Raw genomic sequence first — 14,117 nt, 5'->3', positions numbered from 1 at the left:
AGCCAGTACAAAAATCAAGCTAAGTTAAAATGTGTATTTAAAAAGGGGTATTTAAGCTCACTGTTAACCCCCTTTACAGTAAAGTATGATGGGCTTAACTAATAAAATTTAATAACAACAGCAAAAATATTTAGCGGGTGGATATGGATAAAATAAAACAAAAAAACCTTACAATCACAATATGCATTATTGCACTGTTAATACTGCCTTTAATAGAAACAATGAGTAATGGCACACTATGGGGAATAAACTTAATCTCGCCCTCCTTTATGGCTCAAGTAAGCGGTTATTTGCTGATTATTAAGTTAGTGTTTGTAAGCCTAGGCCTTGTGGGGTTAGCCCTCAAAGCGCAAACGATTAATGCCGTAATTAAAGCCAGATATTTACGTGTTATGTTTTATTTGTGTGCCGGCTTTATAGGTATAGTTCAGATTGTATTTATTAGTTTAGGGGCTTTATTAAATCCCCTATTTTCATCTTCTGTAGGTTATATACATAAACAATTTAACATCGAAGGGCGCACATTTTATGTGTACACTGCCGATCCGGGAGCTATGGGGCGTGCCTATCACTATGTTTACTTACAGTGCCCACTTGCGTTGTCGCGCTATGAGTTAAAAACCATAGCAAAGGTAGGCTGGATGAAAGACTATTCTCTAGAAATACATAATAATAACTTAACAATACATCATTCACAGAGTGATAAACCCATTCCCAGTTTTGATTTAACTCATATTACCTGCACTAATTAAGCATCACATTTTAAGTGTGTATTGATAAATAACACCTGTATTTTACAGGTGTTATTTGCATTAACTTAAGAAAATCACTCGCTTTATTTTTAAAGTCGCCTGTTTATAGCTCGTATCGTATTTGCTCTTTTGTGATGCGTTTCGGTATGTTATATTATAACAATTAAGGTGGGTTTTTATTTATTCGCCTTGCAATACATTGTTTATATAAGGCTGAATTATGAAAAAGTACACGCAAGGGCTTTGTTTATCTGTTTTATTAAGTTTTGGGGTAAGTGCGCACACTCATACCCATGGACAAGGAGAGTTGCTTGTTGCCCAAGATGGCCATACTTTGCAAATGCAATTTATTATTCCTGCCGATGACGCTCTAAATGTTGAACGCACTGCAGATAGTGCAACAAAACAAGAGGCCATTAATGTCCTTGCTAACAAATTACACACCAGCCACTACATCGTCGATACAAACGGTCAATGCGTTTTGCAAAGTTCGTATAATTCATTAAATACAGAGCATGAAGAGCATGCGCATCAAAACGCGCATTCTGACAAAAGTGAAGATAGCCACGAGCATCACGACATTGAAGCAACTTACACTTTTAATTGTAAAACCACTGTTAATCGTTTTTCAATTACCTTGTTTGAACTCATGCCGTCTCTCAATTCACTGAGTATGCAGTGGATTAATAATTCGGATCAAGGGTTATTAAAAATTACACGTAATCAGCCTGTTATAAATTGGCAAAGTTAACAACCCGATAAGCCCCCATTATTAAGAGCGAAAAGCATGAGAAGCCAGTTAATAAAAAATGCCCGCATTGTAAACGACGGCAAAAGCTATGTTGGCGATGTACGCATTAGTCATCAAATAATTGAATGTATTGCCCCTAACATAACGCCAAGGCCTAATGATGAGGTTATTGATGCAAAAGGCGCTTGGTTATTACCCGGTATGATAGATGACCAAGTGCATTTTAGAGAGCCGGGTCTTACACAAAAAGGGTCTATATTAACAGAGTCACGCGCAGCAGTAGCAGGGGGGATCACAAGTTATATGGAAATGCCAAACGTTAACCCTGCCACCACAAATAATGCAGCGCTTGAGGCTAAATTTGCTATAGCGGCAAAAAATTCATACGCAAACTATTCGTTTTATCTTGGTGCTACAGAGCATAACCTTGACGATATTAAAGCCATTAACCCAAGAAAAGTATGTGGTGTAAAAGTATTTATGGGAGCGTCGACAGGTAATTTATTAGTGGAAAACCCTGAAGCGCTTGAGGGTATTTTTCGTGAATGTCCTGTTCTTATCGTTACTCACTGCGAAGATGGAAAAACCATACATAAAAATAATCAACGCTATGAGCAGCAAGGCATTGTACCGAGTATTACCGACCATCCTAAAATTCGCGATGTGGAAGCATGTTACACCTCATCGTCGTATGCGGTATCGCTTGCTAAAAAGCATAATGCGCAATTACATGTGTTGCATATCACCACCGAAAAAGAATTAAGCTTATTTAGTAAAGGCGCTATTACTGATAAAAATATTACCGCAGAAGCCTGTGTGCATCATTTGTACTTTAGCGAGCAAGCATACCCAGCTTTAGGTAACTTAATAAAATGTAATCCGGCAATAAAAGCACACACCGATCGCGATGCATTAATTGCCGCGGTTAAAAATAATCAAATAGACATTATTGCGACCGATCACGCTCCGCATACATGGCAAGAAAAACAAGCTCACTATGTTGATGCCCCTGCGGGGCTGCCTTTAGTTGAGCATGCACTACTTAGCTTATTAGAGCATGTTAAACACGCGCGTTTAAGCATAGAACAGGTCGTTGAAAAAACAGCCCATAACCCTGCACTGCGTTTTAAAATAGATAAACGCGGTTTTATACGCCAAGGCTATTACGCCGATTTAGTCTTGGTATCACCCGAGCAAACAACCGAAGTTACCCATGAATCATGCCGATACTTATGCGGCTGGACACCATTTAATGGCGTCACATTTTCTTCAAAAATAGCCAGTACATGGGTTAATGGAGAACGTGTTTACGATGGGATTAATGTTACTAAACCGCGTGCTGCTATGCCCCTTGTTTTTAATCGTTAACCGGAATATTTAACTTTATGAATGCTAAAAGCCATTTACCCGATATTACTTCTCAATATAACTCGCTTAACGCACTGCCTTTACAATGGGTTGGTATGGAAGCGATATCGTTGCCGCTACATATTTTAACAATCGATGGCGAGCCCATTCATACGCATGCCAAAGCCGACATTTTTGTAAGCCTAAATAAGGCTGATGCAAAAGGGATACATATGTCGCGTTTGTATTTATTGCTTAAACAACACCTTGCTGAACAACCATTAATGGGCGATAGCTTAACGGTTTTATTAAATAATATGCTGAGCTCTCAACAAGGATTAAGCCTAAGTGCTAAGGTAAATTTAGCCTTTGAACTTACCCTTAATAAGCCGGCCTTGTTATCAAATCAAGCGGGTTATCAGGCGTATCCGGTTAAGGTATCTAAGTATATTGTTGATGGTGAAATGGTGACTGATTTGAGTTTAACCATTGCCTACTCAAGTACGTGTCCATGTTCGGCAGCACTTGCAAGGCAAGCATTGAGCGATGCTGTAGATAAGCAATTTGCAGAGCAACAGGTTGATAAAAATGCGTTATTAGCGTGGCTATCGTCAGCGCAAGGAAGTATTGCTACACCCCACAGTCAACGCTCATATGCTTATATTACGATGAGTATTAAAGGCGAAGAACTCCCCGATTTACCCTCCCTTATTAACGAGCTAGAAAGTGCCATTGGTACGCCAGTACAAACAGCGGTAAAACGCGAAGATGAACAAGCATTTGCAAAACTTAACGCCGAAAACCTACTGTTTTGCGAAGACGCTGCGCGTAGAATTAAACGGGCATTAGAGTTAAAAGCCAATATCAGTAATTACACGTTTAAAGTTGAGCACCAAGAAAGTTTACACGCCCACAATGCGGTTGTGTACGATCAAAAATTTCCATCTCAACATGGTGTTTAAAATCCCAACAACCTGATAAATAGGATAAAATATGTTAAGAAAAAACCCCAGTGGCCATTTACCACAGGTTGCACAAAGTGCATTTATAGACCCTACGGCGATTATTTGTGGCAAAGTAATTATTGAAGATAATGTATTTATTGGCCCTTATGCCGTGATCCGTGCTGACGAAGTAGACGACACGGGTGACATGGAGCCTATTATTATTAAAAAAAATTCAAACATACAAGATGGAGTTGTCATACACTCTGTTGCGGGTGCCGCCGTGTCGGTAGGTGAGCGTACCTCAATAGCACATCGCTCAATTATACACGGTCCTTGCACCGTGGGTGACGATGTATTTATTGGCTTTAATTCGGTTGTATTTCGATCGCATGTTGGTGATGGCTGCGTGGTAAGGCATAATTGTGTTATTGATGGCTTAGATTTACCGCATCGTTTTCATGTGCCACCTATGACCAATATTGGACCCGGTTTTAATTTAAATAGCATCAGTAAAGTCCCACCTGAGTACTCATCATTTTCAGAGTCGGTGGTGTCTGCAAATCACGATTTAGTAAAAGGTTACAAAAAATTGGCAAATGAACTCTAACAATAAAACGTTACATGCAATTCCCACTTCAATTATTAGTGGCTTTTTAGGCGCTGGAAAAACCAGCGCTATTTTGTCGTTGTTACAACAAAAGCCCGCACATGAACGCTGGGCAGTGTTAGTTAACGAATTTGGCGAGGTCGGTATTGATGGCGCTTTATTGCAAGGGCAGCCCTCTGAGAGCAATACGCTATTTATACGTGAAGTCCCTGGTGGTTGTATGTGTTGCAGCGCAGGCGTACCTATGAAAGTAGCGTTAAACCAATTACTTGCAACAGCTAAACCTCACCGTTTATTAATTGAGCCCACAGGGTTAGGCCACCCTAAAGAAGTGCTAGCGACACTAAGCAGCGAGCATTTCAAAGATGTATTAACAATTAACGAAAGCATAACTTTAGTGGATGCCCGAAAACTTAATGACGTGCGGTATACGCAACATGCCATTTTTAATCAACAAATTGATATTGCCGATATTATTGTAGGCAATAAACACGATTTATATACAGAACACGATAAAAGCCGGTTAACCGCATATATTGCAGAGCGTTTTGAGCAGATGCCTAAGGTTATATTTAGTGAGTTTGGGCAATTAGATCTGAGTGTTTTACACAATGAATCGAGTAAAAATAATGCGTGTTTCAGCGATAGCCATACACATCATGCGCCAACTCAGTATGTTGATATTAATACTCTTAGTTTTCCTCAAAGTGGCATTTTAACTGTACAAAATAACGCGCAAGGTTATTACAGTATTGGATGGCGTATTGCGCCACAACATATATTTAACCTACAGGCGCTTAAACAGTGGTTTAGTGAGCTACAAGTAACCCGAGTAAAAGCGGCGTTTATAACACAACAAGGGGCATTTGGGTTTAACCTTGCCGATGATGTGTTAAGTATTAATGAGCTTAAAAAATGCCACGAAAGCCGTATAGAAATAATTACCGCGCAACCCCCTTTAGATTGGCAGCAATCATTTATGCAGTGCCTACAAAAATAAATGTATAGGATAAAAAATGAAACTATTTAATTCGTTAACGCTACTGGCTGTTGCTGTGCTCAGTACAGGGTGTACTGTGACTTCAAGTGAGCCCGTTAAGACTGGTGAGCCGTTAAACGTCATGTCTGGTGCATTAGCCACGCCTTTAAAAGTGGCTACTTGGAATATTGAACATCTTGCATTTCCTATTGATAGTGGCTGTAAAGCGCGTACTCCCGAGCAGATTAAAGCATTACAAAATTATGCTGAAAATTTAGATGCGGATATTATTGCCTTACAAGAAGTGGCTTCAAAAGAGGCGTTGCAACAAGTGTTTGCTGACACTCAATGGCAGTTAATCGTATCACCTAGAGCCGATAGCCCAAGTTATACATGCAGAGGAACCGGTGCTGAATCAACACAACAAAAAGTGGCATTTGCAGTAAAAAAATCAGTACCTGTATTAGCCGTTAACGCCTTTGATGAACTCGGACTTGAAAAAATAGGCCTACGATTTGGTTTACAAATTACGGTTAATACCGCCGCCGGTGCGACCGATTTACTAAACGTTCATATGAAAAGTGGCTGCTTTGTAGATGACTACTTAAAAAGTGATAAACCTGCATGTAAAACCTATGCACAACAAGTCCCAGTGCTTAATAATTGGATAGAAAAACATGAGTCGGCCGCACAGCCTTATCTTATTTTAGGTGATTTTAATCATCGTCTTTCTGCGCCTTATAACCGCGCCACACAGATGCTATTGAATGATGAACGCAGCGCAACAAATACCACTGCGCATTTATTGGGTTGCCAAGCGCGTTACCCTGCGCCTATCGATCATATTATTGTTGGTGGGATGGACACTCAACGTATTGCTGATTCGGCGGTTGTTCACCCATTTAAAAATATGCAACGCGATGCCATGTTAAGCGATCATTGTGCGGTATCTGTGACGTTAAACTTAGATAACGCCGCGCTATCATCGGCGGTAAAATGGCAAACCACAAGTAAAGAGTATCAGGCGCTCACGGCTCATATGTATCAGCAAGCTGAGGCAAGTGTGGTTGCTCTTGATACTCACATTCAACAAAGCGCTAACTGGGTTGCAGTAATGGATGTTGATGAAACTATTTTAGATAACTCGGCTTATCAAAAGCACAGTGAGTTAACCCAATCGGGGTACACACCAAAAACTTGGCAAGCTTGGGTAAAAAGCGAAAATGCAACCTTAGTCCCAGGTGCTAAGTCATTTATCGAAACGGTGTTTAAACACGGAGGTAAAATTGCACTTATTACTAATCGTGACAAGCAATTAGATGAAAATACATGGAACAACTTAAAAGCAGTTGGCTTGGCTATAAACAATCAAAATACATGTTTAATAGGGCGTTCGCAGGCCGATAAAAGTGCCGTTAATAATAAGCAGTTTATAAACGATAAAGACTTACGTCGCCAGCAAGTTACACAAGGTAATGCTGATTGCTTTACGCCTAACAATGCACAAAATAGCTGGCAACAACCACAGTCTATTTTGTTTCAAGTAGGAGATAACATTGAAGACTTTAGTGGCGTAACGCAAGAAAATGCGAATGTAGACACGCTGTTACCTAAAATAGGAAAATCGCTGTTTTTATTACCTAACCCAATGTATGGCTCGTGGTAGTTAAATATTGAGCGCTAAAATAGCGGTGTTAGCTTGCTGACACCGCTATTTTTTGTTCAAGAGAAAACGGCTGACTATTTAAAAAACCTGCTATTTTAATAATGATTTCGGCGTTACCTGCTTGGTTAGCAACATATTTTAAATGATGTATACCGCGGTTACGGGTCAGTAATAGTGAGGGTTTACTCGTTAAGTTAATTGCATCACTGGCAATAAACGTGATATTTACATTGGTGTAGCGTTTAGGTATTTGGTAGCTAAATTTAGCGATGTTTTCATCGCCTGTTTTTACGGTACTTTGGTTGGCATGATTTAGTGTAAAGTTTTGTAGTATAGGGGGTTGAAAATGCTGACGTGCAAAGGGATGAAACTGGTTTGCATATCCGCCATTAGCATGCAATTCACAAGCATTTACTGTTATTGTACTGCTGGCTAAAATCACAGCGCAAAAAAGAGTTATTTTTTTGTTGTTCATTATTTACTCCTCCTCATACAGCGATACGCTATCTAAAGTAAGTTGGTACGCAGACGTACCTAGCTCATTTTCTACCGTGACTATCGATAACGTTCCTTCAAACCAAAATGCATCGTACAAGCTTTCAAGCTCAACACCTTGTTTATGCTCAACATAAATAATTTGATTAGGCGGTGGAGGTGGCAAATGTAAACATGCGCCAAAGTAAGGCACAATAAAAAATTCGGTAATGTCTTCACCTTCAACCGATTCAAGCGGCACGATAAACCCCGGAATACGTATTTTAGTATTGTTAAAACTCGTCATTACGCGCATAGAGTTTAATGCTTGTTGGTAGCGCTTTTCGTGTTCGTTCGAAAACTGACTGCTATCAAAGTTTTCTATCGTATCTTGCGCTGAACCATCGGCAATATCGTCTAGGTATTCGGGAGGATTTAAGAGTGCGTCTAGGTCATCTTTAGGTAATAATTGTATCCATTCTATGGTTTTATAGTCTTTCTCGTTTGCAATTACGCTTGGGCTGGCAACGGTGCTGATAAAAAAAATGCTTAGAAAAACAAATCGTTTAGTTAGGTTTAAGATCATGAGATTAAACTTTAAAATGCTAATTACGTTATACTATAACATTTAAATTTAATTTATTCAGTAGCCTGTTTTCTTATTTTACACTTTGTTGGTAATAAGCCGTGAACGCTCAACTCGTGGGGTTAAAAATAAAAACCGCCATGGTAAATAGCGGTTTTATTTATACTTTTACTTATTAAATTGCTTGGTTAATATGCCCCTGCGCTATAAATTAGCTCGTAGCTATGGCTGTAAATCTCAAGGATGTTGCCAAATGGGTCTTCCATATAAATCATACGGTATGGCTTTTCACCCGGATAATAGTAACGTGGCTCTGGCATGCGTTTTTTACCCCCAGCGGCCACAATACGTTCAGCAAGGCCTTCTACATCGGGGTCTTGAACACAAAAATGAAATATACCTGTTTTCCAGTATTCAAAGTTATCTTTAGGGTTTTCTTGATCTTTAAATTCAAAGATCTCTACCCCAATACGATCACCTGTTGATAGGTGCGCTATTTTAAACTTTTCCCAGTTAGCACCAAATACATCGGTACACATTTCGCCAATAGGGCTGTTATCTTCTGTAATGAGGGTGGGCTGCATGATGGTGTACCAACCCATTACTTTGGTGTAAAACTCAACGGCTTTTTCAACGTTAGGGACCGAAATGCCAATGTGCGAAAAACTACGAGGGTAAGTGTGACTCATAATATTGTTTCCTTATTTAGTGAATGGAAAAAGTTTACGGTCAGACTAATATTAAGTAAAGTTATCATTAATCATCATTTTAAGTACGTTTTGTTATGATAAATCCAGTTTGGTTAAATACGTTTTGTACTTTAGTAGAAGTAAATCATTTTACACGCACCGCTGAGCGCTTATATATGACGCAGTCTGGCGTGAGCCAGCACATTAAAAAGCTAGAACAACAAGTGAATTGCCAGTTGCTTGAGCGTCATGGTAAACAGTTTTCGCTGACGGTTAGGGGACAAAATTTATATCAACAAGGCAGTGCATTACTTAAACAGTGGCAGTTTTTAGAACAACAATTAAAAGAAGACTCTGCGTATACGGGGTTAGTCAAAATACAGTCGCCGGGCAGCTGTGGTTTACAGTTTTATAATCGCTTGTTAGCACTGCAAACGCAGCATAACGAACTCAGTATAGATTACCGCTTTGCGCCTAATAGCAGTGTTGAGCGGGCAGTGGCTGATCACAGTGCTGATATCGGTTTTTTAACTCAAGCGCCCAGTTTAAGCGAGCTAATAAGCCATAAAATAGCAAAAGAGGCGTTATTACTGGTCACTCCTTCACGAGTTACGCAGCCTACGTGGCAAAACTTGTGCGAGTTAGGTTTTATTGGTCATCCCGATGCGAAACACCATGCACAGTTATTGCTTAGCGAAAACTACCCTGAGTTTGAACATGTTGATCAGTTTAAGCGGATGGGTTTTTCTAATCAAATTAGCTTAATTTTACAGCCGGTTAGTTTAGGGTTGGGCTTTACCGTATTACCGGCTCATGCGGTAAGTGCGTTTAATAACCCCGAACTAATCAACACTTTTCACTTAGCGCATCCCATTAGCGAAGACATTTATGTATGCCATCATCGGCATAAGCCATTGGCCAAGCGCATGCAGTACATTATTGAGGTGATAAGCGCTATACAGCCTAAAACAGCGTAGATGCAAACGTTTTTGTGAGGTGTTTTTGTTAGAAAAATCCTAAAAAAGGACGGTATAGAGCGTACTTCTGTGTACTTTATAACACGTTAACCTTCCATGTGTTTGCTGTTTATTGGCACAGTAAAGGGGCACCTTACAAGCAAAGCTGGATTTTTATGCTAAATTTTGAGCTGGCCTGCTTTATAAAAGGAAATACAATGGAAGTTAAAAATTTAACCGCCAAGGCGTTATCTGGCATGATGATCAGAACGTGTAATGCGGATGAAATGAACCCTGCTAAAGCCAAAATAGGCGCGCTGTGGCAAGACTTTGCTGCTCAATGCGGACCACAACTTAATGATGAGTCGAAAGTGTATGGTGTGTACTGCAATTATGAAAATGACATGAATGGTTATTTTGATGTGATTGCAGGGACAGATACAGGGTTAAATTCGCTCGGTAATTTAACCCAGGTTACCCTAACTGAGGGCGGCTATTTGGTGTTTAGTAAAAAAGGTAAAATGCCAGAGGCAGTGATAGCGCTTTGGGGGGAAATTTGGCAATACTTTAATGATAGCCAATGTCCACATATTCGTGAATATCAAACCGATTACGAATTTTACAAAAGTGAAAACGAAATCGACATCGCGATAGGGATAAAAACACCGTAATTTACATGCGATGCACTAAATTACGGTGACACAAAAAAGCGCTCGTTTTTGCCAGAGCGTTTTGTTTATAACATAGGTTTAAGTACATCAATAAGTGCATTAATGTGATCGTCTCTGTCGTTTAAAGCTGGGATATAACGGTATTTTTCGCCTCCAGCATGCTCAAATATTTCGCGGTTTTCGGCTTCTAACTCTTCGAGTGTTTCTAGGCAATCGGCACTAAATGCAGGGCTTATTATAGCGATATCTTTTATTCCTTGTTCAGGAAAGCCCTCTAGTGTGGCATCGGTATAAGGTTGCAGCCATTGCGCTTTACCAAAACGACTTTGAAAAGTACTGATCACTTGGTCTTTCTCAAGCCCTAGCTTTTCGATGACCAAACGTGTGGTTTGCATGCAAAGGCAATAATAAGGGTCGCCTCTTTCTAAAAATAACTGCGGCATTCCGTGGTACGAAAATACTAATTTTTGCGGTACACCGTGAGCGTTTAAATCCTCACTAATACTGTTGGCCAGCGACTCTATATAAAGTGGGTTTTTATGATAGCCGCTCACAAAATGAAGTTCTGGTACCCAACGCCATTTTTTTAAAACATTTGCAACTGCATCAAACGTTGAACCAACTGTTGGGCTAGAATATTGCGGATATAAGGGCAGTACGATTATTCGGGTGTAGCCTTTGTTACGTAGGGTTTTTAAACCCGCTTCGATAGAAGGATTACCGTAGCGCATTGCCATAACTACATCGGTTTCGCTGTACCCTTGTTGCTTTAATAAGGTATCGAGTTTGTCGCGTTGTTGTTTTGTGATGTGAGTAAGTGGTGAGCCGTTTTCGGTCCAAATACTTTTGTATAATTTTGCTGAACGTTTTGGTCTTACGCGTAAAATAATACCATGTAAAATGATCATCCAAAGCAAACGTGGAATTTCAACAATACGGGGATCTGATAAAAATTCGCGTAAATAAGTGCGCAGTGCGGCTGCGGTGGGGGCATCGGGGCTGCCTAAATTGGTCAGTAAAATGCCTGTTTTTTTATTAAAACGCCCATCGTGTGGGTTGTCGGTAATACCAGAAAATCGCGACACCGTTTGCTCCTTCAGCAAAACTTTATATTAAGGTTATTGTAACGAAAAAAAAGCCATTATAGATCATATAAACGGCGCTATTATTGATAAACATGCTAGAAATTAAGTTTATTTAATCATTAGCCTAAATGGCGCTGGCTTTTTCGCTTCGAGCTGCTGTAGTTTTTCGATAGATTTTTTAGTAAAAACATGGCCTTTAGGCAGGAGTAATATACCTGCATGACTATGTAAAGCACGTGCTAATACATTATTTTCTTCTAATTCTTGTGCATTACACACTTTAATAGAACCTGAACTATTTTGTTGGCATGCCAGTTTACTTTGGCAGCTTTCTAATGCTTTAGTTAATTTAGGATGATAAAACGTTCCGCTATAGCGCTTTATAACATCTTGGGCGTAAAGGTGTTTTTCAACATCTTTGGTACTCGGGCTTTGTTCAAAGGCTTCCCAATAATCCCTGGCTATATTTATCATCATTGCCCCAATGGGGATGTCATTTCCCGATAACCCTTTGGGTAAACCATTGCCATTGTAGCGCTCAAATTGGTAGTAAATTGCCTCAGAAACATAGTGTAAATGTGTTGCGGGCATTAGCATTAATTGTGCTGTACTTGGATGGGTATAAAATGTTTTTCGTTGTTGTTCTGTAAGTTGTGAAAAAGGGGTTTCATAAAGCGCAGGATCCATACCTAATAGCCCTATTTGCGCTAAATACCCTCCTAGTGGGGCGAGCTCTACCGCTTTAGGCGGTAACTTTAATGCGATGGCAATTTGCGCACAGGTGTTGGCAATATTTTGTGCTTTGTTACTGTCTAAATATGGATTGGCGTTTATAAAATTATAAAGTAGTTCAACGGTTGATTTATGTTCTATTTTTTCGTGTTCATTCGCTTCTTGTAATTGCTTTAATACTTTTCTGATTTGTTTAGTACGCTTTTCTACTTGTTGCTCAAGATTATTGTTAAGCTCTTTAAGTTCTTTATTTTGCTGATTAATTTTTATTTGAAGGGTATGGTTTTGAGTTTTTAATTGGTACTTTTCAATACTGCCGTTAATACTTTGTAGTAGTAAGTCGTTTTGCCAAGGCTTTTGAATATAACCATGAATTTGTCCTTGGTTTACTGCTGCTAATGTAGTGTCTATATCTGAATAACCGGTTAGTAAAATACGTTGGGTATCGGGTGTGAGTGATTGGGCTTTTTCTAATAATTGCGCACCGTTCATACCGGGCATTCGCATATCACTAATAATTAATGCAAATTGATGTTTAAAAATCAGGTCTATGGCTTCATCCGGATTAGAGCATGTCATGCTACTAAGATTGTTATTTTTTAGTAGCCTAGAGAGCGAGCGAAGAACGATTTCGTCATCATCTACACACAATACATCGATATACGTTCTTGTCATTAGTAGCAACCTAAATATCAGTTATATTTTTGTTTTATAATAATAGCTTAAAAAATCCACTAGGTTGCAAAAATCATATAAAGCAGCTAAATACTATAAAAAAACAGTATGTAAATGATGCGATGGCCACCAATATACCCGATTATAAAACATTATATTTGCAAGAGCGCGATAAGCGAATTGCGGCGCAGCAATTAGTCGAAGATAAAACGCAGGTACTGATTGCAATTAATGATGAATTACAAAAAAAAGTTGTGGCTTTAGAGCAACATCAACAATGGCTAGTGCAAAGTGAAAAAATGGCAACCTTAGGTACGTTGTGTGCAGGGGTGGCCCATGAAATTAATAACCCTTTATCGTATGTAATGAGTAATATTGAAGTAATACAACATACGGGGGTTTCTCGAGTTGCGTTGTTAAATGCGGTTAATGATTTTTTACACCAAGATATGGCTGAAAATGAGTTAAAAACCATTTTAGCAACGATTGATAAACAGCATAACTTGCACACGATGAGTGAAGATTTACCCGAGCAACTAAATGAGATTGCAGAGGGGTTAAAACGAATAAAAAATATTGTGGCCAGTCTACTTAATTTTGCGCATCCAGGCTCAAAAGACAAGCAGTTAGTGGATATAACTCAAGCTGCAAATGACGCACTAAAACTTCTGAATAATAAAATAAAACGTTGCAAGGTAAGTACACACTTTAGTGATGTGCCCAGCATTTATTGCCATTTAGAATCTATTAATCAAATTTTTGTAAATTTGATAATAAACGCATACCAAGCATGTTCTTTAAATGCTAATCAAGAATGGTTAATAGATTTATGCATCTATGCTAATTCAACACATATTGTTATTGAACTGACTGATAATGGCTGTGGTATGAGCAAGCAAACACAGGCTAAAATATTTGACCCATTTTATACGACTAAAGAAGTTGGCGAAGGCACGGGGATGGGGATGACGTTAGTTTATGCCATGGTAAACGATCATGGTGGGACAATAGAGATTAAAACGCAGTTAAATAAAGGAACCTGTATTTGTTGCTTTTTACCTATTACACAAGATGTGGATATATGAGCAGGCTAAAAATGCTTAAAATTTAATCTTAATTGAAATAATAAACCTTTTTCAGGTTGTTAATTAATCAGTGTAAGTTGTAAATTTCTCATGTTGTTTGTTTTTTGCATAATAT

General features: G+C 39.0%; 15 protein-coding genes. 10 read left to right on the top strand and 5 right to left on the bottom strand.

The window, feature by feature from the left end; translation table 11 throughout:
- Positions 1-143 precede the first annotated feature (143 nt).
- From J8L70_RS10220 to J8L70_RS10190, 7 genes are all read left to right on the top strand, one after another.
- Complete coding sequence (locus tag J8L70_RS10220) at positions 144-752, top strand: hypothetical protein (RefSeq protein ID WP_211055474.1); 609 nt, start codon at positions 144-146, stop codon at positions 750-752.
- Positions 753-972: 220 nt separating this feature from the next.
- Entirely contained in the window at positions 973-1,503 is a 531-nt protein-coding gene (locus J8L70_RS10215) for a DUF2796 domain-containing protein (RefSeq protein ID WP_211055473.1), read from the top strand.
- Between the two features lie 36 nt (positions 1,504-1,539).
- Entirely contained in the window at positions 1,540-2,871 is a 1,332-nt protein-coding gene (locus J8L70_RS10210; protein ID WP_211055472.1) for a dihydroorotase, read from the top strand.
- Between the two features lie 17 nt (positions 2,872-2,888).
- Positions 2,889-3,812: a GTP cyclohydrolase FolE2 gene (gene folE2, locus J8L70_RS10205; protein ID WP_211055471.1), complete on the top strand. Its 924-nt coding sequence runs from the start codon at positions 2,889-2,891 to the stop codon at positions 3,810-3,812.
- A gap of 31 nt (positions 3,813-3,843) precedes the next feature.
- A complete protein-coding gene (locus J8L70_RS10200) occupies positions 3,844-4,404 on the top strand; it encodes a DapH/DapD/GlmU-related protein (protein ID WP_211055470.1) in 561 nt (186 codons plus the stop codon).
- A complete protein-coding gene (locus tag J8L70_RS10195) occupies positions 4,394-5,404 on the top strand; it encodes a GTP-binding protein (protein ID WP_211055469.1) in 1,011 nt (336 codons plus the stop codon). Before J8L70_RS10200 ends, J8L70_RS10195 begins: the two co-directional genes overlap by 11 nt.
- A 16-nt stretch (positions 5,405-5,420) precedes the next feature.
- The gene (locus J8L70_RS10190) at positions 5,421-7,049 is read left to right on the top strand and encodes an HAD family acid phosphatase (protein ID WP_211055468.1); all 1,629 of its coding nucleotides are present in this window, start codon (positions 5,421-5,423) and stop codon (positions 7,047-7,049) included.
- A 28-nt stretch (positions 7,050-7,077) separates the two neighbouring features.
- On the opposite strand, the gene J8L70_RS10185 is transcribed toward J8L70_RS10190, so the two are convergent.
- The 3 genes from J8L70_RS10185 to J8L70_RS10175 all read right to left on the bottom strand — a co-directional run bounded on the left by J8L70_RS10185 (position 7,078) and on the right by J8L70_RS10175 (position 8,798).
- Complete coding sequence (locus J8L70_RS10185) at positions 7,078-7,524, bottom strand: hypothetical protein (RefSeq protein ID WP_211055467.1); 447 nt, start codon at positions 7,522-7,524, stop codon at positions 7,078-7,080.
- A 3-nt stretch (positions 7,525-7,527) separates the two neighbouring features.
- Complete coding sequence (locus tag J8L70_RS10180; protein ID WP_211055466.1) at positions 7,528-8,109, bottom strand: DUF3299 domain-containing protein; 582 nt, start codon at positions 8,107-8,109, stop codon at positions 7,528-7,530.
- A gap of 188 nt (positions 8,110-8,297) precedes the next feature.
- Positions 8,298-8,798 (bottom strand): lactoylglutathione lyase family protein, encoded by a 501-nt coding sequence (locus J8L70_RS10175; protein WP_211055465.1) that lies wholly within the window; start codon positions 8,796-8,798, stop codon positions 8,298-8,300.
- A gap of 95 nt (positions 8,799-8,893) precedes the next feature.
- Between J8L70_RS10175 and J8L70_RS10170 the strand changes: the two genes are divergently transcribed.
- Together J8L70_RS10170 and J8L70_RS10165 are read left to right on the top strand one after the other, a co-directional pair.
- Positions 8,894-9,775, top strand: coding sequence for a LysR family transcriptional regulator (locus J8L70_RS10170; protein ID WP_211055464.1), 882 nt, complete (start codon positions 8,894-8,896; stop codon positions 9,773-9,775).
- Positions 9,776-9,972: 197 nt separating this feature from the next.
- Positions 9,973-10,425, top strand: coding sequence for a GyrI-like domain-containing protein (locus J8L70_RS10165; protein ID WP_211055463.1), 453 nt, complete (start codon positions 9,973-9,975; stop codon positions 10,423-10,425).
- Between the two features lie 65 nt (positions 10,426-10,490).
- On the opposite strand, the gene hemH is transcribed toward J8L70_RS10165, so the two are convergent.
- Both hemH and J8L70_RS10155 read right to left on the bottom strand, forming a co-directional pair.
- The gene (gene hemH, locus J8L70_RS10160; protein WP_211055462.1) at positions 10,491-11,510 is read right to left on the bottom strand and encodes a ferrochelatase; all 1,020 of its coding nucleotides are present in this window, start codon (positions 11,508-11,510) and stop codon (positions 10,491-10,493) included.
- 108 nt (positions 11,511-11,618) lie between these two features.
- The gene (locus J8L70_RS10155; RefSeq protein WP_211055461.1) at positions 11,619-12,917 is read right to left on the bottom strand and encodes an HD domain-containing phosphohydrolase; all 1,299 of its coding nucleotides are present in this window, start codon (positions 12,915-12,917) and stop codon (positions 11,619-11,621) included.
- 122 nt (positions 12,918-13,039) lie between these two features.
- Here J8L70_RS10155 and J8L70_RS10150 point away from each other — a divergent pair, with 122 nt between their 5' ends.
- Positions 13,040-14,002, top strand: coding sequence for an ATP-binding protein (locus tag J8L70_RS10150; RefSeq protein ID WP_211055460.1), 963 nt, complete (start codon positions 13,040-13,042; stop codon positions 14,000-14,002).
- The last annotated feature ends 115 nt before the right edge of the window (positions 14,003-14,117 follow it).

The sequence above is a fragment of the Pseudoalteromonas sp. MMG010 genome (assembly GCF_018100905.1).
GTDB lineage: Bacteria > Pseudomonadota > Gammaproteobacteria > Enterobacterales > Alteromonadaceae > Pseudoalteromonas.
The sequence above is the reverse complement of the archived record's forward strand: the minus strand, read 5'-3'. Positions and strand labels throughout refer to the sequence as shown.